The sequence below is a fragment of the Streptomyces sp. NPDC026417 genome, from assembly GCF_055567695.1.
The window spans coordinates 479,388-500,338 of record NZ_JBVHPY010000001.1 but is presented as its reverse complement, the minus strand read 5'-3'; the positions used below and the strand labels follow the sequence as shown (position 1 = coordinate 500,338).

Annotated in this window: 18 protein-coding genes; 10 read left to right on the top strand and 8 right to left on the bottom strand. The window is 73.8% G+C overall.

Annotated elements, in window-relative coordinates; translation table 11 throughout:
• Positions 1 to 100: 100 nt before the first annotated feature.
• Positions 101 to 1,657, bottom strand: a complete 1,557-nt coding sequence (locus ACZ4NT_RS02125; RefSeq protein WP_467722747.1) for a glycosyltransferase family 39 protein — start codon at positions 1,655 to 1,657, stop codon at positions 101 to 103.
• A gap of 154 nt (positions 1,658 to 1,811) precedes the next feature.
• Positions 1,812 to 3,878 carry a bifunctional glycosyltransferase 87/phosphatase PAP2 family protein gene (locus ACZ4NT_RS02120; protein ID WP_467722745.1) on the bottom strand — a complete coding sequence of 689 codons (2,067 nt, stop codon included), beginning with the start codon at positions 3,876 to 3,878 and terminating at the stop codon, positions 1,812 to 1,814.
• Between the two features lie 367 nt (positions 3,879 to 4,245).
• Between ACZ4NT_RS02120 and proP the strand changes: the two genes are divergently transcribed.
• Together proP and ACZ4NT_RS02110 are read left to right on the top strand one after the other, a co-directional pair.
• The gene (proP, locus tag ACZ4NT_RS02115) at positions 4,246 to 5,637 is read left to right on the top strand and encodes a glycine betaine/L-proline transporter ProP (protein ID WP_467722743.1); all 1,392 of its coding nucleotides are present in this window, start codon (positions 4,246 to 4,248) and stop codon (positions 5,635 to 5,637) included.
• A gap of 215 nt (positions 5,638 to 5,852) precedes the next feature.
• Positions 5,853 to 6,524 (top strand): O-methyltransferase, encoded by a 672-nt coding sequence (locus ACZ4NT_RS02110; protein WP_121403306.1) that lies wholly within the window; start codon positions 5,853 to 5,855, stop codon positions 6,522 to 6,524.
• A 5-nt stretch (positions 6,525 to 6,529) separates the two neighbouring features.
• Here ACZ4NT_RS02110 and ACZ4NT_RS02105 read toward each other — a convergent pair whose 3' ends face one another.
• A complete protein-coding gene (locus ACZ4NT_RS02105; protein WP_121403305.1) occupies positions 6,530 to 6,925 on the bottom strand; it encodes an FHA domain-containing protein in 396 nt (131 codons plus the stop codon).
• A gap of 119 nt (positions 6,926 to 7,044) precedes the next feature.
• On the opposite strand from ACZ4NT_RS02105, the gene ACZ4NT_RS02100 reads away from it, so the two are divergent.
• Positions 7,045 to 7,449, top strand: coding sequence for a DnaJ family domain-containing protein (locus ACZ4NT_RS02100; protein ID WP_467722741.1), 405 nt, complete (start codon positions 7,045 to 7,047; stop codon positions 7,447 to 7,449).
• An 81-nt stretch (positions 7,450 to 7,530) separates the two neighbouring features.
• On the opposite strand, the gene ACZ4NT_RS02095 is transcribed toward ACZ4NT_RS02100, so the two are convergent.
• Together ACZ4NT_RS02095 and ACZ4NT_RS02090 are read right to left on the bottom strand one after the other, a co-directional pair.
• Positions 7,531 to 8,391 (bottom strand): hypothetical protein, encoded by an 861-nt coding sequence (locus ACZ4NT_RS02095; protein WP_467722739.1) that lies wholly within the window; start codon positions 8,389 to 8,391, stop codon positions 7,531 to 7,533.
• A gap of 5 nt (positions 8,392 to 8,396) precedes the next feature.
• Complete coding sequence (locus tag ACZ4NT_RS02090; protein WP_121403303.1) at positions 8,397 to 9,101, bottom strand: hypothetical protein; 705 nt, start codon at positions 9,099 to 9,101, stop codon at positions 8,397 to 8,399.
• Positions 9,102 to 9,314: 213 nt separating this feature from the next.
• On the opposite strand from ACZ4NT_RS02090, the gene ACZ4NT_RS02085 reads away from it, so the two are divergent.
• Positions 9,315 to 9,824 carry a GNAT family N-acetyltransferase gene (locus tag ACZ4NT_RS02085; protein WP_121404755.1) on the top strand — a complete coding sequence of 170 codons (510 nt, stop codon included), beginning with the start codon at positions 9,315 to 9,317 and terminating at the stop codon, positions 9,822 to 9,824.
• A gap of 45 nt (positions 9,825 to 9,869) precedes the next feature.
• On the opposite strand, the gene ACZ4NT_RS02080 is transcribed toward ACZ4NT_RS02085, so the two are convergent.
• On the bottom strand, positions 9,870 to 11,936 hold the full coding sequence (locus ACZ4NT_RS02080) for a DHA2 family efflux MFS transporter permease subunit (protein ID WP_467722737.1): 2,067 nt from the start codon (positions 11,934 to 11,936) through the stop codon (positions 9,870 to 9,872).
• Between the two features lie 168 nt (positions 11,937 to 12,104).
• Between ACZ4NT_RS02080 and ACZ4NT_RS02075 the strand changes: the two genes are divergently transcribed.
• A complete protein-coding gene (locus ACZ4NT_RS02075) occupies positions 12,105 to 13,091 on the top strand; it encodes a peptidoglycan-binding domain-containing protein (protein ID WP_467722735.1) in 987 nt (328 codons plus the stop codon).
• Between the two features lie 123 nt (positions 13,092 to 13,214).
• On the opposite strand, the gene ACZ4NT_RS02070 is transcribed toward ACZ4NT_RS02075, so the two are convergent.
• Positions 13,215 to 13,880 carry an HAD-IA family hydrolase gene (locus ACZ4NT_RS02070; protein WP_467722733.1) on the bottom strand — a complete coding sequence of 222 codons (666 nt, stop codon included), beginning with the start codon at positions 13,878 to 13,880 and terminating at the stop codon, positions 13,215 to 13,217.
• Positions 13,881 to 14,097: 217 nt separating this feature from the next.
• The gene (locus tag ACZ4NT_RS02065; protein ID WP_121403299.1) at positions 14,098 to 14,679 is read right to left on the bottom strand and encodes a TMEM165/GDT1 family protein; all 582 of its coding nucleotides are present in this window, start codon (positions 14,677 to 14,679) and stop codon (positions 14,098 to 14,100) included.
• Between the two features lie 401 nt (positions 14,680 to 15,080).
• On the opposite strand from ACZ4NT_RS02065, the gene ACZ4NT_RS02060 reads away from it, so the two are divergent.
• The 5 genes from ACZ4NT_RS02060 to ACZ4NT_RS02040 all read left to right on the top strand — a co-directional run bounded on the left by ACZ4NT_RS02060 (position 15,081) and on the right by ACZ4NT_RS02040 (position 20,932).
• Positions 15,081 to 15,725, top strand: a complete 645-nt coding sequence (locus tag ACZ4NT_RS02060) for an HNH endonuclease family protein (protein ID WP_121403298.1) — start codon at positions 15,081 to 15,083, stop codon at positions 15,723 to 15,725.
• Between the two features lie 80 nt (positions 15,726 to 15,805).
• Complete coding sequence (locus tag ACZ4NT_RS02055) at positions 15,806 to 17,455, top strand: alkaline phosphatase D family protein (protein WP_121404754.1); 1,650 nt, start codon at positions 15,806 to 15,808, stop codon at positions 17,453 to 17,455.
• 181 nt (positions 17,456 to 17,636) lie between these two features.
• Positions 17,637 to 19,559: an FAD/NAD(P)-binding protein gene (locus ACZ4NT_RS02050; RefSeq protein ID WP_467722730.1), complete on the top strand. Its 1,923-nt coding sequence runs from the start codon at positions 17,637 to 17,639 to the stop codon at positions 19,557 to 19,559.
• Positions 19,560 to 19,642: 83 nt separating this feature from the next.
• On the top strand, positions 19,643 to 20,098 hold the full coding sequence (locus ACZ4NT_RS02045; protein ID WP_467722728.1) for a DoxX family protein: 456 nt from the start codon (positions 19,643 to 19,645) through the stop codon (positions 20,096 to 20,098).
• 219 nt (positions 20,099 to 20,317) lie between these two features.
• Entirely contained in the window at positions 20,318 to 20,932 is a 615-nt protein-coding gene (locus ACZ4NT_RS02040) for a DedA family protein (protein WP_467722726.1), read from the top strand.
• The last annotated feature ends 19 nt before the right edge of the window (positions 20,933 to 20,951 follow it).

The following is a 20,951-nucleotide window of genomic DNA, read 5'->3' as shown; positions in this document are numbered from 1 at the left end:
CCTCCCGGCACCGCCGGCCCGGCCCCGGGGAGGCAGGGACACCCCACGCCCGCCCCTGTCTCCCCGGCCCGGCCGGCCCGGGCCGCCCCGGCCGGCGGGCTCACCGGCCGGCGGGTGCGGACGGACCGCTCGTGCGCGTCCCCGGCAGGTGGCAGCGCCCCGGGCGGGCGTACAGGACGATCTGCGCGCCCTTGGCCCGACGGCGCTCGCACTCGACGAAGTAGCGCGCCAGCACCGAGCGTTTGACCGCCTCGTGCGGAAAGCCGTCCAGCGGCTGACCCGGCGGGTCCATGAGGGCGACGACGCGGGAGCGGCCCAGGATGCGCCGGAGGACGGCGTCCGCGGGCAGTTCGACGCCTTCGAGGGTCCGCGAGGCCACCGGCGACTCGCGCAACGCGAGATCGTCCAGCCCGCGGTACTCGCGCGGACGGGACAGGGCCCACTCCCGCCGCCGCGCGGGCATGAACAGCAGACCGTCCCCCTCGGAGGACATCGCCGCCACGGCCGCGGCGATCTCGGTGACATCGTCCTTGCGGCTGCCGGGGGTGCGCATCTGCCAGGTGACGGGGACGAGCGCGGCCACGAGGAGGGCCACCGCGGTCCACAGCGCCACGGGGCCGCCCACCGCGCGGCGGCGCCGTCCCGGGCCGGGCGGGCGTGCCGCCAGGCCTTCGAGGCCGCCCGCCACCAGCAGGGCCAGCCCGATGTTGGAGTACAGGACGTACCGGTCCAGGTAGACGGGGTCGTGCAGGGACGCGAGGAGCAGGGCCGCGGTGGGGACGAGCAGCAGCGGCAGGGCCAGCTCGGGCAGTCCCACGCCGGACGCGCGGTGTCCCCGCGGGGCCGTCCTGGCCCCGGTCACGCCGATCAGCGCCGTGACGCCGATGACGAGCCAGTCGCGCGGCGTGGGCATGCCGATCCAGGAGACCTGCTGGGACTGGCCGAGGGTCACGGCGCCGAGCGGCAGCACGGCGGCGGCCGCCCCCGCCGCCGCGACCGCCCACCGGCGCCGCACCTCCTGGGGGACGGCGGAGACGGACATCGTCACCCCGTGCGCCAGGAGGCACAGGAAGGCGAACTCGTGCAGGTACGACGCGACGACCACCGAGGCGCCGTACGCCGTCCACACGGCCGGGGCGGGCCGCCGCAGCCCCACGACGAGCAGATACGTGGCCAGCGCCACGAAGGCCGCGACGAGCGCGTACGACCGCCCTTCCTGGGCGTACATCTGGACCACCGGGGTCAGCGCGAAGGCCGCCCCGGCGAGCGCCCCGGCGCGCGCTCCGGACATCCTCGTCCCCAGGACGGCGACGATTCCGGCGCAGACACTGGACGCCACCACCGAGGGGAGCCGCAGCGCCAGGAGCCCGCCGTCCCAGACGGAGAACACCGCGTGCATGAGGAAGTAGTAGGCGCCGTGCACCGCGTCCGCGTGGTGCAGCAGTCCCCGGATGCCGGCGAGACTGCGATGGGCGACCTGGTGGGTGACGGACTCGTCGCGCCACATCGAGCCGCCGCGGGACACCCCGGCGAGGTTGAGGGCCAGCGCGCCGAGCGAGACGAGCACGAACACGCGCGCGGATACCCGCGTCCGGCCGCCCGGGTCGCGCGCCGGTGCCTCCGGAGCCGCCTCCGTTCCGGCTCTCCCGATGGCCACGCACACCCCTCCTCGGCTCCTGCACACACCGGAACACGGGGGGCGCCCCGCCACGGACCCCGTCACTGTAGGCGGCGGACCGCCGGTCTCCTCCCGCACCGCGCCGCGAACTGCCTCCGCCCGCACGGCAGTCGGGCGTGTCGTGTCCGCCCGCTCACGGCCGGGAGCGCTCGCGCCGGAGCCGTCGGGCGTCCTCCGTCCCGGGCCGCCCCGGCGCGCTCCCCCCGCCGGGCGGGACGGCGGTCCGGGGCCCGGACAGCAGATGGGTCAGACCGAACCCCGCCGCCACCACCAGCGCCCCGCCGGCCGCGTCCAGTACCCAGTGGTTGCCGGTGGCGACGATGGCGGCCAGCGTGCACAGCGGGTGGAGCGTGCCGAACGCCTTCATCCACCGGGTGCGGGCGAGGACGACCACCACGACACCGCACCACAGCGACCAGCCGAAGTGCAGCGAGGGCATCGCCGCGTACTGGTTGGTGAGCGCGGTGAGCGTGCCGTAGTCCGGCCGGGAGAAGTCCTGCACCCCGTGGACCGTGTCGACGACGCCCAGTCCCGGCATCAGCCTCGGTGGGGCGAGCGGGTAGAGCCAGAACCCGACGAGTGCGAGCAGGGTCGCGAAGCCGAGCGCCGAGCGGGCCCAGCGGTAGTCGGCGGGACGGCGGGCGTAGAGGACCCCGAGGACGGTCAGCGGGACGACGAAGTGGAACGACGTGTAGTAGAAGTCGAAGAAGGCCCGCAGCCAGTCGACCGTCACGACGGCGTGGTTGACGCCGAGTTCGACGTCGAGGCGCAGGGCCCGCTCCAAGGCGAGGATCTGGTCGCCGTGGTGCTCGGCCAGGCCCCGGCCGCCCGCGTTGGTCCCGCCGGTCGCGGCCAGCCTGACCTGCTGGTACGCGGCGTAGCCGACCCGGATCAGGAGCAGTTCGAGCAGCAGGTTCGGCCGGGTCGGCAGCCGGCCGGGGAACGGCAGCAGCGGGACCCCGCGGGGCCGGGAGGGCAGCGGAGCCGGGTGCCCGGTGCCGGCCGGGGCCCGGTGGGAGGGGGAGCCGAGGGGCAGGAACGGGACGGCGCAGGCGGCGGCCAGCGCGGCCAGCAGCACCACGTTCTCCTGCAGCGGGTGGAGCACCGTCAGATTCGGCAGCAGTATCGGCGCGGGCAGCGTCATCACCAGGACGACGGTCACCGGCCACACGTACCGGTCCGCGGCCTTGCGCCCGACCCGGCCGACCACCACGAGCAGCACCCAGAGCAGCTGGTGCTGCCAGGTCGTGGGCGACACGGCGACGGCGACGCAGCCGGTGATCGCCACGGCGAGCAGCAGCTGGCCGTCGCGGGCGTACCGCACGGCACGGCGCAGGCCGACGACGGCGACCGCCGCACCGAGGACCAGGAAGAGGCCGATCTCCGGCGGCCCCGTCGGGCCGAGGCGCAGCAGCGCGCCGTGCAGGGACTGGTTGGCGAGGCCGTCGGCGGGGCCGCCGAGCCCGGCACCCGCCAGGTGGTGCACCCAGTACGTGGACGAGTCGTGCGGCAGCGCGGCCAGGGCGAGCCCGGTGCAGGCGGCGAACGTGGCACCGGCGGAGAGGGCGGCCCGTCTGCGTCCGGTGCACCACAGCAGCGGGGTGAAGAGCAGCACGGTCGGCTGGAGGGCCGCGCCGAGGCCGATCAGCACTCCGCTCGCGCGCTGCCCGCGTACGGCGAAGCAGCCGAGGAGGACGAGCAGGACCGGCATGACGCTGGTCTGGCCGAGGTGGAGGGTGTTGCGCACCGGCAGCGACAGCATCAGCAGGCTGATCGCGACGGGCGCGGCGAGCAGCCGGGTGCGTCCGGTCACCGGCGGCGGCAGGGCGCGCGCCACGACGAGGCCGAGCGCGACCACCAGCAGCAGCGTGGCGAAGGTCCAGCCCCAGCCCAGCGCTTGTTCAGCCGAACGAGTGAGGGGCTTGAGGACGAGTCCCGCGAAAGGGGTGCCGGTGAACCGGGTCGAGTCGTAGAGGGACCCCTTCACGTGCAGGACGCCGTGGGGGCCGACCCAGGTCTCCAGGTCGGTCAGCCGCTCGCCCCGGGGGGTGCCGAGGACGGCGACGAGCTGGCGTACGGCCAGCACGGCGACGATCAGCCAGAGGCCCGCGCGGGCCGCCTCCAGCCGTGCTCCCGTGGTCCCGGTCGTCCCAGGTCCGAAGGCATCTCCCGACCGTCCTCCGTGCTCCGCATTCGCCACGCCGCGTCTGCCTCCCGCCCGGTCGGTCCCGCCGGTCTGTCCCTGTCCGCACCCCCGTGGGCCTCGCACCGCCCCCGGGAAAGACGCAGTCGGGCTCGGCTCCGCCGGGCAACTGCGCCGCATTTGTCCGGATGACGATAGTGCGCCCGGAGTCCGGTTCCTCCCGCTTGCGCGACAAAGGTCACAGGCGGTCGCCCCGCAGACCGGTCCCCGCGCCGCCGTCCTGCCTGCTTATGCGCCGTTCATGCGCGGTGCGCGGCCGGTCGTGCACCACACGTAAGGGTGAGACCTGCACCTATGGTCGTTTTTCGGCCCGCTGCGACCGGGCCGTGTCCCTGTCCCCGTCGAAAGGCAGGCGAGCGGAACCTTGCCGACCGTCACCCCCCTCACTCCCGTCCCCTCCGCCGCACCTCCGGGCCCCGACCGGGCGGGGGTCACCGTGACCGACCCGGCCCTGGTCAGGCGCGCCGTGAAGGCCGCCGCGCTGGGCAACGCGATGGAGTGGTTCGACTTCGGCGTCTACAGCTACATCGCGGTGACGCTGGGCAAGGTGTTCTTCCCGTCGGGCAGTCCGACCGCGCAGCTGCTCTCCACCTTCGGCGCCTTCGCCGCGGCCTTCCTGGTGCGCCCCCTCGGCGGCATGGTCTTCGGACCGCTCGGCGACCGGGTCGGCCGCCAGAAGGTCCTCGCCCTCACGATGATCATGATGGCGGCGGGTACCTTCACGATCGGCCTCATCCCGTCGTACGCGACCCTGGGTGTCGGCGCGCCCCTGCTGCTGCTCGTCGCCCGGCTGGTCCAGGGCTTCTCGACCGGTGGCGAGTACGCCGGAGCCTCCACCTTCATCGCCGAGTACGCGCCCGACCGCCGGCGCGGCTTCTTCGGCAGCTGGCTGGAGTTCGGCACGCTGGCCGGTTACATCGGCGGCGCGGGCCTGGTGACCGTGATGACCGCCCTGCTCTCCGCCGAGGACCTGCTCTCCTGGGGCTGGCGCGTCCCGTTCCTGATCGCGGGCCCGATGGGGATCATCGGCCTCTATCTGCGGATGCGGCTGGAGGAGACGCCCGCGTTCGCGGCGGAGCTGGCCAAGGCCTCGAAGAAGGAGCACGACCGCCCGAAGGTCCCGCTGCGCGAGATGGTCGCGGGCCAGTGGAAGGCGCTGCTGCTCTGCGTGGGGCTGGTCCTGGTCTTCAACGTCACCGACTACATGCTGCTGTCGTACATGCCGAGCTATCTGACCAGCGAGCTGAAGTACGACGAGACGCACGGCCTGCTGGTCGTGCTCGGTGTGATGGCGCTGATGATGGCGGTGCAGCCCTTCGCGGGCGCGCTGACCGACCGGGTGGGCCGACGACCGGTGATCGCCGCCGGCTGCCTGGGCTTCCTCGCGCTGTCCGTCCCGGCCGTCCTGCTGATCCGCCAGGGCAGCCTGCTCGCGGTCGCGCTCGGCATGGGCGCGCTCGGCCTGCTCCTGGTCTGCTTCACCTCGGCGATGCCCGCGGCGCTGCCCGCGCTGTTCCCGACGAAGGTCCGCTACGGCTCGCTCTCCATCGGCTTCAACGTCTCCGTCTCGCTGTTCGGCGGGACCACCCCGCTGGTGGTCACCGCCCTCATCGGGGCGACCGGGAACATGATGATGCCCGCCTACTACATGATGGCCGCCGCCGTGATCGGTGGCGTGGCGGTGTGGTTCACGGCCGAGTCGGCGGGCCGCCCGCTGCCCGGTTCGGCCCCGTCCGTGGAGCCCGCCGAGCGCTGACGCCCCGCGAGCGGGTGCGCGGCCCCACGGAGCCGGGCACCCCGATCCGCGGTACCGCCCGGCGCCTCCCCGCCGCCGGTGCCCGTCCCGGGAACCGATCGGCGTACCGGGACGGGCCGCACCGGAAAAGGACGCTGACAACGGCCCGGCACGCCGCTAGATTCGCCTCAGGATCTAGTTAGGTCGTCTAACTAGGCGCACGAAAGGCGTGGTGCATGAGCGAGGCTCGGGTCTGGGACGCGGTCGACGACTACTTCACCGAACTCCTCTGCCCACCCGACGAGGCGCTGACGGCCGCGCTGGCCGACAGCGACGCCGCCGGGCTCCCCGCCATCAACGTCGCACCCAACCAGGGCAAGCTCCTCCAGCTCCTCGCCCGGGTCCAGGGCGCCCGGCGCATCCTGGAGATCGGCACGCTCGGCGGCTACAGCACGATCTGGCTGGGCCGCGCGCTCCCCGCCGACGGCCGGCTGGTCACCCTCGAATACGACGCGGCGCACGCCGAGGTCGCCCGCCGCAATCTCGCGCGCGCCGGTCTCGGTACGCTCGCCGAGGTCCGTACGGGCCCCGCTCTGGAGTCGCTCCCCGCGCTCGCCGCCGAACACCCCGAGCCGTTCGACCTCGTCTTCATCGACGCGGACAAGGTCAACAACCCGCACTACGTCGAGTGGGCCGTCGAGCTCACCCGCCCCGGCAGCCTGATCGTCCTCGACAACGTGGTGCGCGGCGGGAAGGTCACCGACGCGGGCAGCGCCGACCCGAGCGTCCGGGGCACCCGGGCCGCCCTCGAACTGATCGCCGCGCACCCGAAGTTGAGCGGCACCGCCGTCCAGACCGTGGGCAGCAAGGGCTACGACGGCTTCGCGCTGGCCCACGTGCTGGCCTGACCGGGTCAGGCCTCGTGGTAGAAGCCGACGTTCACGCTGCGCGGGCCGGTGCGGTCCTGGATGACCAGTTCGCCGGACCCGCCGCCGGGCAGCCTGGCCGTCCCGCCGTACGGGAGCGCCTGCGGCGGCAGGCCGGCCAGCGTCAGGCGCACCTCGGACGAGGGGTCGGGATGCGAACCGCGCAGCCAGGTCACCTGCCAGGTGCCGTCCGGCCCGCACAGGAACTCCAGGTGGACCCGCGAGACGAACAGCCAGTCGTCGGGCGTCGCCAGCCGGCACACGGCCTTGTCCCTGCCCACCCGCAGCACGGCGCCCGGGTCGCTGGGCGCGTCGGCCATCAGCATGCCGGCCGTCGCCCCGGCGTCCGCCCCGGAGACCGAGGCCATGGTGAGTTCGAGCACGTGCGCTCCTTAAGAGGCTCAGCTGTCCGTCCGTCCCTGCGCGAGGCGTCGTCGACGCACCGCCGCCGCATGATAATTCGCCACGGGAGCGGCCGGGTGGCGTCCGGCACAATGGACGCATGACCGAGCGAAAGCCACCTGGTGTCAGCTTCGAGTCCTGGGTCGACAAGCAGATCCGCGAGGAGGAGGCGCGCGGGGAGTTCACCGAACTCGCGGGTGCCGGCCGGCCCCTGCCGGCGGTCACCGACGCTCCGTACGACGAACTGTGGTGGGTCAAGCAGAAGATGGCCCGCGAGGGCCTGTCGGTGCTGCCGCCCACGCTGGCCCTGCGCAAGGAGGCCGAGGACGCTCTCGTGGCGGCAGCGGCGGCCCCCTCGGAGCGGGCCGTGCGGCGGATCGTCGAGGACGTCAACGCCAAGATCCGCGAGATCATGTTCAAGCCGCCGCCGGGTCCGCCGCTCGGCCTCAAGCCGTACGACGTCGAGGCGATCGTCCGCGACTGGCGTGAGCGCCGGGAGAGCTGACCGCCGCACGACCGAGGCCGCGTCCCGGAACATGGTCCGGGACGCGGCCTCCTCGTCCGCCGTGCGTGGTGCGCGGCGCGCTCAGCTGTGCAGCAGCCGCTCCGTCATCTCGCGGTAGTCCCGCAGGGCCAGCCGCAGCTGCTCGGTGTCGGTGGCCGTGCCCTTGCCCTCGCCTGCGGACTGCCAGGAGGACCGGAGCGTGCGGCGCCGCTGGGTGATCGCGTCGGTGAACCGCGCGGCGACCTCCTCCAGGACGTGGTCGGCCTCCTCCACGGACGCCCGGGGCTCGTCGACGAACCCGCCGACGGCGTGCTGGAGCCGCAGGGCGAGCTTGTCGCTCTCCTCGTGCGGCAGCAGCGGAGCACCGCTGCCGCGGCCCTCCTCGTGGGTGCCCGCACGCGCCGTTCCGCCGACGCCCTCGCGGGCCGCCGCGGCGGTGCCGCGCGCCTTGCCGGTGAGGCCCTCGCCCTCCGTACGGCCGAGACCCTCACCCGTCGTGCGGCCGCCGTCGGCCGCCGGAATGCCCGCACCCTCGTGCGGCGTCCTGGTCCGGCCCTCGCCCGCCGCCCCGGCGCGCTCGCCGGTGCCCGTCACGGAGCCCGCCCCGGTTTCGCCGGAGCCCTCGCGCCAGGCGGTCGCCGCGCTCCCGCGGTCCGCCCCGGCGCCGAGTCCGTCACCGCGGGGAGCCGTCCCCGCGCCCTGCGCGCCCGTCCCGGGGCTGGTGCCGGGCGTGCCGCCCGGTACACCGGCGGACTCGCGCGCCGCGGCCGTCTCCCGGGCGTCGGCGGTCTCCCGGCCGGTGGCGGCGTCGCCCACGCCCTTGGGGTCCAGCCGTCCCTCACGGTCGGGCGTTCCGGGCGCGGTGACGTCGGCGCCCGGGCCCTCGGACCCTCGGACCGTCCCCCGGCGCTCCGCGCCCTCGCCTCGTGTCACATCTGCCATTTTCGTCAACTTCCCTTCGCGTGGCGCCGGTTGAAGGTCCACGGCACGTGAGTGCGGGTGCCGGTACGAGCCGTGTCCGACTGCTCGGCGGTCGTCCTCGCACCGTCGGTGCCGGCGTCGGTGTCCGCGCGGTGGCGGACCTCGTCCTTGCGGGCAGGTGTCACCAGCTCCTCGAAGAGGGCGCGGGCCTCGATCAGGGCCTCACGCAGCTCCTCCGTGCCGGTGCCGTTCCCGGTGGCGCCGTCGGCACGTGTGTGCGCCGCGCTGTGCACCCGCCGGTATCCGTGGACGTGGTGGGCGTGGTGCACGGAGAGCGCCTCGAGCTGCTCCTCGTAGCGGCCGTGGTCGGGGAAACCCCGGGCCCCGGCCACCTCGCCGAGCAGCCGGTCCGCCTCGGCCACCGCTTCGCGCGGCGAGTCGACGAAGCGCTCCTGGACGGCGGCCCAGCGGGCCGCGTACTGCTCGCGCGCCGCGGGCTCCAGCGGCTGCTCGCGGAGCGAACCGTGCCGCTTCACCCGCTCGGTGAGGTCGCGTTCGGCGGCCCGGGTGTCTCCGTCGTGCCGGGCGACGGCACGGTCGTACTCGGGCCCGAAGCGACGCTGGAGGCTGCGCCCGCCCTGCGGCCTGCGGGCGAGAAGAGTCAGGACGGCCGCGACAAGGGCCACGGCCGCCACGATCACGATCAAAGCGATGATCACGCCTGTGGACATGGGTGCCTTCCGAAGTTTTCGACCCAACGGGCCGGTTCTTCGTCCGGGTTGCCGCGAAAGCCGCTCCTCAAACGGCGCCCGGCCCCGCGGTCCCGGCGACCGGTCCCACCGGCACGACGCGCCCCTCGCCCCCCGGGGCGCCGGCCCGGAGCGCCCGTCCGCGGGCCTTAATCGCTTGCGGCCGGGGTGCGGGACGCCGCGACAATGACCGGCATGACCCGTACGCCCTCCGCCTGGACCGTCGCACCGGAGCCCTTCGACTCGCCCGCCGCCGCGGCGCTCTGGCGGGCGTACTACACGGAGGTCAGCGACCGCTGGTACCTGCTGCACGAGGGGCACCGCACCGACCCCGCCGAGCTGGAACGGGAGATCGCCGCCGACCGCGGGGACTACCTGGCGCCGCCCCGCGGCACGCTGCTGCTGGCACGGTACGAGGGCGAACCGGCCGGCACCGCGGGCGTGCGGATGACGGACGCGACGACGGCCGAGCTGAAGCGGGTCTTCCTCCGGGAGGAGCGGCGCGGGCTGGGCGGTGCCGCGCTCCTGGTGGGTGCCGCCGAGGACGCGGCCCGCGCGCTCGGCGCCGAGCGGATCGTGCTCGACACCCGCAGCGACCTGACGGCGGCCCGGGCCCTGTACGCGCGCCTCGGGTACCAGGAGACGGAGCGGCACAACGACGAGGAGTACGCGGAGCACTGGTTCACGAAGAAGCTGCCGGCCTGACGTCGCCCCCGGGAGCGGACGAGGCGCCGGCCGGTCCGGGGAGCGTCAGGCCACCACCCGGCTGTGGTCCCGTTCCGTCGGACCTTGCGGGCGCTCCTGGTCGGAGCCGCACAGCTCGGCGTTGAGTTCCTCGACCAGCCGGACCAGGTCGGTGGGGCGGTCCGGTCCCCACCAGTCGCCGAGCAGCTCCGCCAGGGACTCCTCGCGGGCCCGGGCCAGCCCCGCGGCGACCTCGCGGCCTTCGTCGGTGAGCAGCAGCTCGACTCCCTCGCGGCGGGCGAGGCCGCCCCCCTCGGCCTGGCGGGCCGCGGCCATCACGATGTCCAGCGGCACCGCGCTGTGCTCGGCGAGCACTGCCGGTTCCTCCCTGCCGTGCCGTCTGATGCGCAGCAGCAGCCAGCTCGTGGCGGGGAGCAGGTCGTAGCCCGCCCGTGCGGTGATCTTCTCGTAGATCTCGCGCCGCCCCTCGCGGGACCCGAGGACCGACAGGGCCCGGCAGACCTCGTCGTGCGAGGACCGCTCGACCGGGTTGCTGGCCAGCGTCTGGGTGGCGTCCGGTGCCGTGACGGAGACCCGCAGCCGGTCCTCGCGCAGGAACCAGGCGAGCAGAAACCCGACCAGCGCGACCGGGACGGCGTACAGGAACACGTCGGTGATCGCCGAGGCGTACGCGTGCAGGACGGGTGTCCGCAGCGAGGAGGGGAGCTCGGCGATGCCCTTCGGGTCGGCCTTGAGGCTGTCGACACCGAGACCGCCGGGAAGCTGCCGTCCGCTCAGCGCGGCGGTCAGCTTGTCGCCCAGCCGGCTCGCGAACACGGTGCCGAAGATGGCGACGCCGAACGAGGCGCCGATCGAGCGGAAGAAGGTGGCGCCCGAGGTGGCGACCCCGAGGTCCTCGTAACCGACCGCGTTCTGCACGATCAGCACCAGGACCTGCATGACCAGTCCGAGTCCCAGACCGAAGACGAAGAAGTACGCGCTCATCTCGCCGGTGCCGCTGTTCTCGTCGAGCTGGTGCAGCAGGAGCAGTCCGAGCGCCGTGATCGCCGTGCCCGCGACCGGGAACACCTTCCAGCGGCCGGTGCGGCTGACAATCTGGCCGGAGAGGGTCGAGGAGATCAGCAGGCCGAACACCATCGGCAGCATGTGCACGCCGGACAGGGTCGGCGAGACGCCCTGGACGACCTGGAGGAAGGTCGGCAGATAGGTCATCGCGCCGAACATGGCGAAGCCGACGACGAAGCTGATGACGGCCGCGAGCGTGAAGGTGCGGATGCGGAACAGCTTCAGCGGCAGGACCGGTTCGGCCGCTCTGCGCTCCACGGCGACGAAGGCCACCGCCAGCACCACGGCGAGCACGGCGCACCCGATGAGCTGCGGCGAGCTCCAGCCCCACGTGGTCCCGCCGAGCGAGGCGACCAGGATCAGGCAGGTCGCGACCGCGGCGATGAGCAGCGTGCCCAGGTAGTCGATGACATGGCGGGCGGCGCGGTGCGGGATGTGCAGGGCCGTGGCGATCACGGCGAGGGCGACCACGCCGACGGGCAGGTTGACGTAGAAGACCCAGCGCCAGCTCAGGTGCTCGGTGAAGAGCCCGCCGAGCAGCGGCCCGAGGACACTGGTCGCACCGAAGACCGCACCGAACAGCCCCTGGTACTTGCCGCGTTCGCGGGGCGACACGAGGTCGCCGACGATCGCCATGGACAGCACCATCAGCCCGCCGCCCCCCAGCCCCTGGAGCGCGCGGAAGCCGATGAGCTGCGGCATGTTCTGCGCCATGCCGCACAGCGCGGACCCGATCAGGAAGATCACGATCGCCGCCTGGAACAGCTTCTTGCGGCCGTACTGGTCGCCGAGCTTGCCCCACAGGGGGGTCGCCGCCGTCGAGGCGAGCAGATACGCGGTGACGACCCAGGACAGGTGCTCCAGACCGCCGAGTTCGCTGACGATGGTCGGCAGGGCGGTCGACACGATCGTCTGGTCGAGCGCCGCCAGCAGCATGCCGAGCAGCAGGGCGCCGATCGACACGAGAACGCTGCCGTGCACATGCTCCTCGGTGGACGGGCTCCCGTCCGCCACGGCCGCGTCCGTGCCCTGCGCGTCGCCGGTCATACGGACCTCCCAGGGGCCCCGACGTCTCGGTCTCCCTCCATCGTGGTCGGTGTGACCGCTTATGGCCTGTTGAGTCCTCGCCGGGGCCCGGAATCCCGGGGGGACCGGGAACACCCTGTGAAGAAGGTCTGGATACTCTCTGGAGGTCGTGAGGGGGAGGGACCACACGTGAGCGGATCCATGGGGCACGTCTGCCCGGAGTGCGGAACGCGCCGGGAGCCGGACGGTACGCCGTCCTGCGCCTGCGGGCGGCGGGCGTCGGACGCGCTGCGCGACGCCCGTACGGCGGAGGCCGCCGCGGCGGAGGACTTCGACCCGCTGCGCATCCGCCCCTACGTGGAACTCGGCAAGGCGTCCCGGGACGCCGACGGCGGTGCCGTGGGCGCGGACGCCGCCGGTGCCGAGCCGCCGGCCGCGCGGGCGCTGCCCCTGCCCCCGGAGGAGCCCGCCGAACGGACGATGCCGCTGAAGGCGGTGGCGCCCGCGCCGGAGGACGTCCGGCTGTTCCAGGACCCGGCACCCGGGCCCGCCACCGAGCCGCCGGCCGGTGAGCGGCCGCGGCGCCGCCGTACCGCGCTGCTGGTGGTGGCCGGCGCCGTCGTGGCCGTCGTCGCCGCCGCAGGGCTGGCGAGCGGCGTGCTCTCGTACGACACACCCGAACGGGACGGCGCGCTGCCGGACGCCGGCCGGGTGAGCGTGCCGCAGAAGCCGTCGGCCGGGGCCGCCTCGTCGCCGGCCCGGAGCACGTCGTCGGCGCCGTCCGCCTCGGCCGGCCCTTCGGCGTCGGAGAGCGCGAGCCCCTCGCCCTCGGCCTCGTCGGCGAGCCCGTCGGCGACCCCGTCCCGGTCGAAGAGCCCCGAGGAGACCCCGACGACCGCGCGCGCCACCGGCACGGTGCGGCCCCCGTCCGACGCTCCCGACGAACTCCGCGCCGAGATCCTCAGGCGCGGCGACAAGGGCCCCGAGGTCGCCGAACTCCAGCTCCGGCTGCGGCAGTTGGCCCTGTACAACAGTGAGATCAACGGCAACTTCGGCCGCCAGGTCGAGGACGCCGTACGCCGCTACCAGTGGGCCCGCGGGATCGGCGCCGACGAGTGGGGCGTGTACGGCGCGGCCACCCGGACCCGTCTGGAGTCGGAGACGTCGGAACCCTGACCGGGGGAACGCCCGGGGTTCACCCCGGGGGGACGCATCGACTCCGCACACGCCGGACACGCGTGGCCGGACACCGGCACCGCCGGCCGTCCGGCCACGCCACGTCGCGGGGGGGGTGCCGTCTCAGCCGATGTGCAGCCGGATCGATCCGTCCGCCACGGCCTCGACCCGGACCCGGGTGAGGTCGTCGACCAGGGCGTCGGGCCGGTGGACGGCGGCCCGGGGCCCCACCCCGACGACCCGCATCCCGGCGGCCTTGCCCGCGGCGATACCGGCCCCGGAGTCCTCGAAGACGACACAGTCCTCGGGCGCGACGCCCAGTTCGGCGGCGCCCTTGAGGAAGCCCTCGGGGTCCGGCTTGCTCGCGCCGACCGACTCGGCGGTGATCCGCAGCTCGGGCAGCTCCAGCCCCGCGGCGGCCATCCGCGCGCCGGACAGGCCCACGTCGGCGGAGGTCACCAGTGCGTGCGGGAGCCCGGCGAGCGAGGCGAGGAACGCGGCGGCGCCCGGCACCTCGAGGACGCCGTCCATGTCGGCGGTCTCCTCGGCGAGCATGCGGGCGTTGTCCGCGTGGTTCTGCTCCATGGGCCGGTGCGGGAGCAGGACCGCCATCGAGGCGTAGCCCTGGCGTCCGTGGACGACCTTCATGACCTCGTCCCCGTCGAGCCCGTGCCGGTCGGCCCAGCGCCGCCAGCAGCGCTCGACCACGGCGTCGGAGTTGACGAGGGTGCCGTCCATGTCGAGCAGGAGGGCGCGGGCGGTCAGAACGGTGGTGGCCGTCATCGGCATGCTCCAAAACGCGGAAGAGGGAGCCGCGCGCGGCCCCCGGGGACAAGGCGGCCCCGCCCGCCGGTCAGGGAGTGCGGGCGGGAGCCACTTTGTTCCTTCACGATACAAAACAAGAGGCCCTTCACGCCACCGCCCCTGACCAGGGCGTTCTCCGCGCACCGGCCCGGAGGGCCGGAACGGAGGCCCGGAAGGGGGACGACGGCCCGACGCGGCCGGCTCATCCCGCCACCGCCTCGTACAGGCTCCACACACCGAGCGCCAGCATGAGCAGGGCCGCGATCTTGGTGATGAGCGAGAGCGGCACCCGCTTCATCAGGGCCTTGCCGCCCACGATGCCGAGCCCGGCCACCGCCCACAGCGCGAGGACCGCGCCCAGGCCGACGGAGAGCGGGTCGTCGTACCGTGCGGCGAGGTTCGCCGTCATGATCTGGGTGAGGTCGCCGAACTCGGCGACCAGGATGAGCATGAAGCCGGCTCCCGAGACCTTCCAGAAGGTCTGGTTCTCGGGCTTGCGGACCTCCTCCTCGTCCTCGTCCTTCTTCATCAGCAGCACCGCGGCGCCGCCCAGGAAGAGCACGCCGGTGACCGCGTGCAGGATCTGCTGCGGCAGCAGGGTCAGCACGCTGCCCGCCGCGACGGCGAGCGCCACATGGAGGGCGAAGGCCGCGGCGACACCGGCGAAGACGTACGAGGCGCGGTAGCGCGTGCCGAGTACGAGTCCGGCGAGCGCGGTCTTGTCCGGCAGCTCGGCCAGGAAGACGACGCCGAAGACGAGCGCCATCACGCTGAAGCTGATCAATGTTCCTCAATCGGTCGGGGCCGCCCCACCGAGAGTGCTGTGAACTGCGCTGCGACACCTCGGCACGGCAGCACACGCGGACACCCGCACGAGGACGCACGGGCGGTGCACTGCTTGCCGAAGGTCTCGCTGGCCGGCCTCTGGAACGAGGCCTGCCTCCGGGCGCCGGCTCAGGCGAGCTGAGCAGTATGTCGACGGTCCGGCGAAGAGCTACTCCCCTTCTGCGCCGTCCATCCTACGCGACGGCCGCGCGCACCCCGTAGGGCCTTTGGTCCCGTCACAACCCTTGCTTTGTCATGTACGCGTCACTAGCTTCTCACCCGACGCACATCTCCCGGAAACAAGACGCCGCAAGCATGTGCTCGCTCGCTCCAACGGCCCCTCACCCCATGGGAGTTCGCATGCCAAAGGTCTACGCGCGTCGACGGCTGAGCATACTCGCAGCCGTCACCGGTCTGATAGCCATGGCAGGGATTTTCAACAGCCCGACCGCCTCCGCCGCACTGCCGACCCCGGTCAGCGCCGCCACCGCCCGCAGCTACCTCGCCTCGCTCACCGTCGCGACCGAGGACCGCACCGGATACAACCGCGACCTCTTCCCGCACTGGATCACCATCAGCGGGGCGTGCAACACCCGCGAGACGGTCCTCAAGCGCGACGGCACGAACGTCGTCACCGACTCGGCCTGCGCGGCCACCAAGGGCAGCTGGTACTCCGTCTACGACGGCGCGACCTGGACCGCCGCGTCCGACCTGGACATCGACCACCTGGTGCCGCTGGCCGAGGCCTGGGACTCGGGGGCGGACAACTGGACCACCGCGCAGCGCCAGGCCTTCGCCAACGACCTGACGCGCCCCCAGCTCATCGCCGTCACCGACAACGTGAACCAGGCCAAGGGCGACCAGGACCCGGCCACCTGGATGCCCTCGCGGACGGCCTACGCCTGCACCTACGTACGCGCCTGGGTCCAGGTGAAGTACTACTACAACCTCTCGGTGGACAGCGCGGAGAAGTCCAAGCTGTCCTCGGTGCTCAGCGGCTGCTGAGAGCCCGCCACTTCCCCCCGGCACTGTCGCCCGCCTCCGTCGTTCCGTACCGTACGGGGCGACGGAGGAAGGTGATCGCCGTGTCAGAGCTGCTCCTGGGCCCCCTGCTCAGGTTTGTCGACGACTCGTCCGCGACCGTGTGGGTCGAGACGAGCCGCCCGTGCACCGCCGAGATCCGGTGCGCCAAGGGTGCCGGAGGCGAGGCGCGGACGTTCCAGATCGCCGGCCACCACTACGCCCTGGTGGTGCTCACCGGCCTGGAACCGGGTACGGCGTCGACGTACGAACTGCTGCTGGACGGCACACCCGTCTGGCCGCTGCCCGACTCGCCCTTCCCGCCCCCGGTCATCCGCACCCTCGACCGCGACAGCGGGGACAGCGTGCGGGTCACCTTCGGTTCCTGCCGCTGGGCCGCCCCGCCCGGCGACGAGAAGGACCCGGTGGGCCCCGACGCCCTGGACACGCTCGCCGAACGCCTCGCGAACACCCCGGAGGCCGACCGGCCCGACGTGCTCCTCCTGCTGGGCGACCAGGTGTACGCGGACGAGACGTCCGACTCCACCCGCCGCTGGATCTCCTCCCGCCGCGACCTCGACGAGCCACCGGGCGAACAGGTCGCCGACTACGAGGAGTACACCCGCCTCTACCACGAATCGTGGCGGGACCCCGAGATCCGCTGGCTGCTGTCCACCGTCCCCAGTTGCATGATCTTCGACGACCACGACGTCATCGACGACTGGAACACGAGCGCGTCCTGGCTCGCCGACATCCGTGCCACGTCCTGGTGGCGCGAACGCATCCTGGGCGGCCTGATGTCGTACTGGGTCCATCAGCACCTCGGCAACCTCTCCCCCGCCGAGCTGGACGCCGACCCGCTCTGGGCCGCCGTCCGCGAGACCCCCGACGGCACGGACGTCCTGCGGGACCACGCCGCCCGGGCCGACGCCGACTTCGCCTCCGTCCGCTGGAGCTACCGCCGCGACTTCGGCCGCGTCCGCGTGGTGATGCTGGACTCCCGCGCGGCCCGGGTCCTGGAGGAGGACCGGCGCTCGATGCTCGACACGGGCGAGGAGCAGTGGCTGCGCGAGCAGGTGATGGACCGCCGCGACACCTACGACCACCTCCTCATCGGCACCTCGCTGCCCTGGCTGCTCCCGCATCTCATCCACGACGCCGAGACGTGGAACGCCGGCGTGTGCCGGGGCGAGCGGGGGGCCCGCTGGGCCCGCATCGGCGAAAAGGTGCGCAGGAAGGCCGACTTGGAGCACTGGGCGGCTTTCCCCGATTCCTTCGAGGCGCTGCGGCAGCTGATCGCGGAGGCGGGGAGCGGCGACGAGGCCCCGGCGACGGTGCTGGTGCTCTCCGGGGACGTGCACCACGCGTACGTCGCCGAGCCCACGTGGCCCGCCGAGGCCGCGCCGGACGCCCGTGTCCTGCAGCTGACCTGCTCGCCGGTCCACAACTCCATCCCGATGTCGATGCGGCTCGGCTTCCGCTTCGGCTGGAGCCGGACGGGGCGTGCCATCGGACGGCTGCTCTCGCGGCACGGACGGCAGGGCCGGCCCGCCGTGGACTGGCGCAGGACGGGCGGGCCCTGGTTCGGCAACCAGCTGATGACGCTGACGCTGCACGGGCGCGAGGCCCGGCTGCGTCTCGAACAGGCCCAGGCCGTCAACGGCGACAGGGTCCGGCTGACGACGGTGGAGGAGTCCCGACTCGCCCCCCGATAGGCCCATTGGGGACGGTTGCCGGGTGCGTTGTCCGGGATGCCCGTGAGGCATCCCACACCCGGCGCCGACTCCTCGCTCCCGGCTCGGCTCGCGCACCGCACGACGGCATGATGAGGCGGACCGTCCGCTTCCGGCGGGCGGTCTGCTGCCCTTGCGCCCCCCACGCCCGGGAGTCACCCCCTTGCCTGCAGCACCCGCGGACGCCGCGTCCGCCTCCGTCGCCCTGATCGGCGCGGGACCGCGCGGCACCAGCGTCCTGGAGCGTCTGTGCGCCTCCGCCCCCGAGTTGCTCCCGCCGGGGGCGCGCCTCACGGTCCATGTGATCGACCCGGCGCCGCCCGGCCCCGGCCGGGTCTGGCGGACCGACCAGCCGGCCGAACTGCTGATGAACACCGTCGCGTCCCAGGTGACCCTCTTCACCGACGAGAGCGTCGCCTGCGCGGGCCCGGTGCGTCCCGGACCCAGCCTGCACACCTGGGCCGCAGGTCGCGCCGCCGAGGACGGCCCCGGCCCCGACGCGTATCCCACACGTGCGCAGTACGGCCGTTACCTCGCCTGGGTCTTCGCCGAGGCGGTCCGCACCGCGCCGGCCTGCGTGCGCGTCGAGACGCACACCGCCCGTGCCGTCCGTCTCGACGACGGACCCGACGGCCGCCAGACGGTCGCGCTCTCCACCGGCCGCACCCTCGCGGGCCTGTCGGCCGTGGTCCTCGCCCAGGGCCACCTGCCGGTGCTCGCCGACCCCGGGCTCCGGCACCTGACCGAGTACGCCGGGCGGCACGGGCTGCGCCACGTCCCGCCCGCCAATCCGGCCGATGTCGACCTGTCCCCGCTCGCTCCCGGCGAGCCGGTGCTCCTGCGCGGGCTCGGCCTCAACTTCTTCGACCACATGGCCCTGTTGACGACGGGACGCGGCGGCCGCTTCGAGCGGACGGCCCGGGGTCTCGCCTACCGGGCCTCGGGCGACGAGCCCCGCCTGTACGCCGGGTCCCGCCGGGGCATCCCCCACCAGGCCCGCGGCGACAACGCGAAGGGCCCGTACGGCCGTCACGTTCCGCTGCTCCTCACGCAGGAGGTGATCGCCCGCTTCCGCACGCGCGCCGACGCCGGTGACGCGCCGGACTTCCTCGGCGAGATATGGCCGTTGGTCGCCAAGGAGGTCGAAACCGTCTACTACGAGGGCCTGTTGCGGCAGCGGGGCCGCCCCGCCCCGGCGCACTTCCGCGACCGCTTCGTCGGCGCCCCGCACGGCAGCCGGCAAGAGAGCACGGTGCTCGACGAGTTCGGGGTGGCGCACGCCGACCGCTGGTCCTGGGACCGGCTGTCCCGCCCGTACGCCGCACGGTCCTTCCCCGGGCCCCGCTCCTGGCGCGACTGGCTGCTCGCGCATCTGCGGGAGGACGCGGCCCAGGCCGGACTCGGCAACGTCGACGGACCGTTGAAGGCCGCCCTCGACGTGCTGCGCGACCTGCGCAACGAGCTGCGCCTGGTCGTGGACCACGGCGGGCTGCCGGGCACCTCGCGCCGGGACCACCTGGACCGCTGGTACACCCCGCTCAACGCCTTCCTCTCCATCGGACCGCCCCGCCGCCGCATCGAGGAGATGACCGCACTCGTCGAGGCGGGCGTCCTGGACGTGGTCGGCCCGCGGACGGAGATACGGGCCGAGGACGGGGCCTGGATCGCCCACTCCCCCGACGTGCCGGGCTCGGCCGTCCGCGCGACCGCCCTGATCGAGGCCCGGCTGCCGGAACCGGACCTGCGGCGGACCGCCGACGAACTCCTCGCCCACCTGCTGAGGACGGGGCAGTGCCGCCCGCACGCGGTCGACGGGTACGTCACCGGAGGCCTCGACGTGACACCGCGCCCGTATCGCCTGATGGATCGTCAAGGGCAGCCACACGCACGGAGGTTCGCCTTCGGGGTGCCCACGGAGGGCGTGCACTGGGTGACCGCGGCCGGCGCCAGGCCGGGGGTGGATTCGGTCACGCTGTCGGACGCCGACGCGGTGGCGCGGGCGGCCCTACGTGCGGCGGCGCCCGAAACGGAACGGCAAACGGAAGCGGAACGGTGGCCTGATGTTGAACTTGCAAGCATTGATTAGGCACACCTAACCTGTGACTCGCTCGGTTCCGTCCCCGAGACCGGTCCGTCCGCGGACCGGTCCGACCGAAGGAGTCCCCCCACATGACCGGACGCCTCAACAGCGCCCAGCCGTACGCGATCGGCCTGTTCCGGATCGTCGTCGGCCTGCTCTTCGCCTGCCACGGTGCCGCCTCCCTCTTCGGCGTCCTCGGCGGCGCGGCGGGCGGCGGCTCCGTCCCCGCCGGCACCTGGCCCGGTTGGTACGCGGCCGTGATCCAGCTCGTCGGCGGCGCCCTCGTCCTGCTCGGCCTCGGCACCCGCGCGGCGGCCTTCGTCTCGTCGGGCTCGATGGCGTACGCCTACTTCGACGTCCACCAGCCGTCGGCCCTGTGGCCCCTGCAGAACGGCGGGGAGCTCTCCGCGCTGTTCTGCTGGTCCCTGTTCCTGCTGGTCTTCACCGGCTCGGGCGCCCTGGGCCTCGACCGCCTCCTCGCCGGCCGGACCTCGCCGGCCGCCGAGGACAGGGACGCCGCCGGCCAGCGGCCGGTCGCGGCCTGACCCGGACCCGGCAGCACGGCGCCCGCCCCCGGCCGGGGGCGGGCACGCGCGTCGCCCGGCGGGGCAGCCGGGTGAACATGGTGTGGCGAACACATGAGCCCCCCGTGGATCTCCTGTCACAGCTCAGGCGTACGCTGTATGGCTGTCACAGGCCGCCCTGCCGCTCCTCCCGACGTCGCGGCGTGGTCGTGCCCACGGGGGAGTCCAGGGGAGTGCTCGGTGCTTGAAAGTGTGGGGTCGCTGACCGGCAGCCCATGGATCTACGCGGTCGTGGCCGTGTCCGTACTGCTGGACGTCTTCCTGCCGGTGCTGCCCAGCGGCGTCCTGGTCATCGCGGCGGCCACGGCGGCCGCGGCGGGCACCGCGACGGGGGCGGCGGTCCCGCGGGACGTGCCCGACATCCTCGCCCTCACCCTGTGCGCGGCCACCGCGTCGGTGCTCGGTGACATGGTGGCGTTCCGCCTCGCCTGGCGCGGCGGCGAGCGGCTGGACCGCGCCATCGCCCGCTCCCGCCGCCTGACCAGCGCGCAGGAACGTCTCGGCGCCGCCCTGGCGCGGGGCGGCGGCGCTCTGGTGGTGATCGCCCGTTTCGCACCGGCCGGGCGCTCGGTCGTCTCGCTCGGCGCGGGCGCCGCCCACCGCCGCGTCCGCGAGTTCCTCCCGTGGTCCATCCTGGCGGGCGTCGCCTGGGCCGCGTACAGCGTGGCCCTCGGCTACTTCGGCGGCCAGTGGCTCGGCGCCACCTGGCTGGCGACGGGTGTCTCCTTCGTGGCCCTCTTCGGCGCCGGCGCGGCGGCCGCGTTCGTGGTCCGCCGCCCCACTCCGCAGCAGTAGCGGCACCCTCCGGGGCGCC

Bases quoted from the DNA above. Each gene is read 5' to 3' on its own strand.
- ACZ4NT_RS02090 (WP_121403303.1), bottom strand. From the start codon at position 9,101: ATGTCCACAGGCGTGATCATCGCTTTGATCGTGATCGTGGCGGCCGTG.
- ACZ4NT_RS02100 (WP_467722741.1), top strand. From the start codon at position 7,045: ATGACCGAGCGAAAGCCACCTGGTGTCAGCTTCGAGTCCTGGGTCGAC.
- ACZ4NT_RS02070 (WP_467722733.1), bottom strand. From the start codon at position 13,880: ATGCCGATGACGGCCACCACCGTTCTGACCGCCCGCGCCCTCCTGCTC.
- ACZ4NT_RS02095 (WP_467722739.1), bottom strand. From the start codon at position 8,391: ATGGCAGATGTGACACGAGGCGAGGGCGCGGAGCGCCGGGGGACGGTC.
- ACZ4NT_RS02085 (WP_121404755.1), top strand. From the start codon at position 9,315: ATGACCCGTACGCCCTCCGCCTGGACCGTCGCACCGGAGCCCTTCGAC.
- ACZ4NT_RS02080 (WP_467722737.1), bottom strand. From the start codon at position 11,936: ATGACCGGCGACGCGCAGGGCACGGACGCGGCCGTGGCGGACGGGAGC.
- ACZ4NT_RS02110 (WP_121403306.1), top strand. From the start codon at position 5,853: ATGAGCGAGGCTCGGGTCTGGGACGCGGTCGACGACTACTTCACCGAA.
- ACZ4NT_RS02045 (WP_467722728.1), top strand. From the start codon at position 19,643: ATGACCGGACGCCTCAACAGCGCCCAGCCGTACGCGATCGGCCTGTTC.
- ACZ4NT_RS02060 (WP_121403298.1), top strand. From the start codon at position 15,081: ATGCCAAAGGTCTACGCGCGTCGACGGCTGAGCATACTCGCAGCCGTC.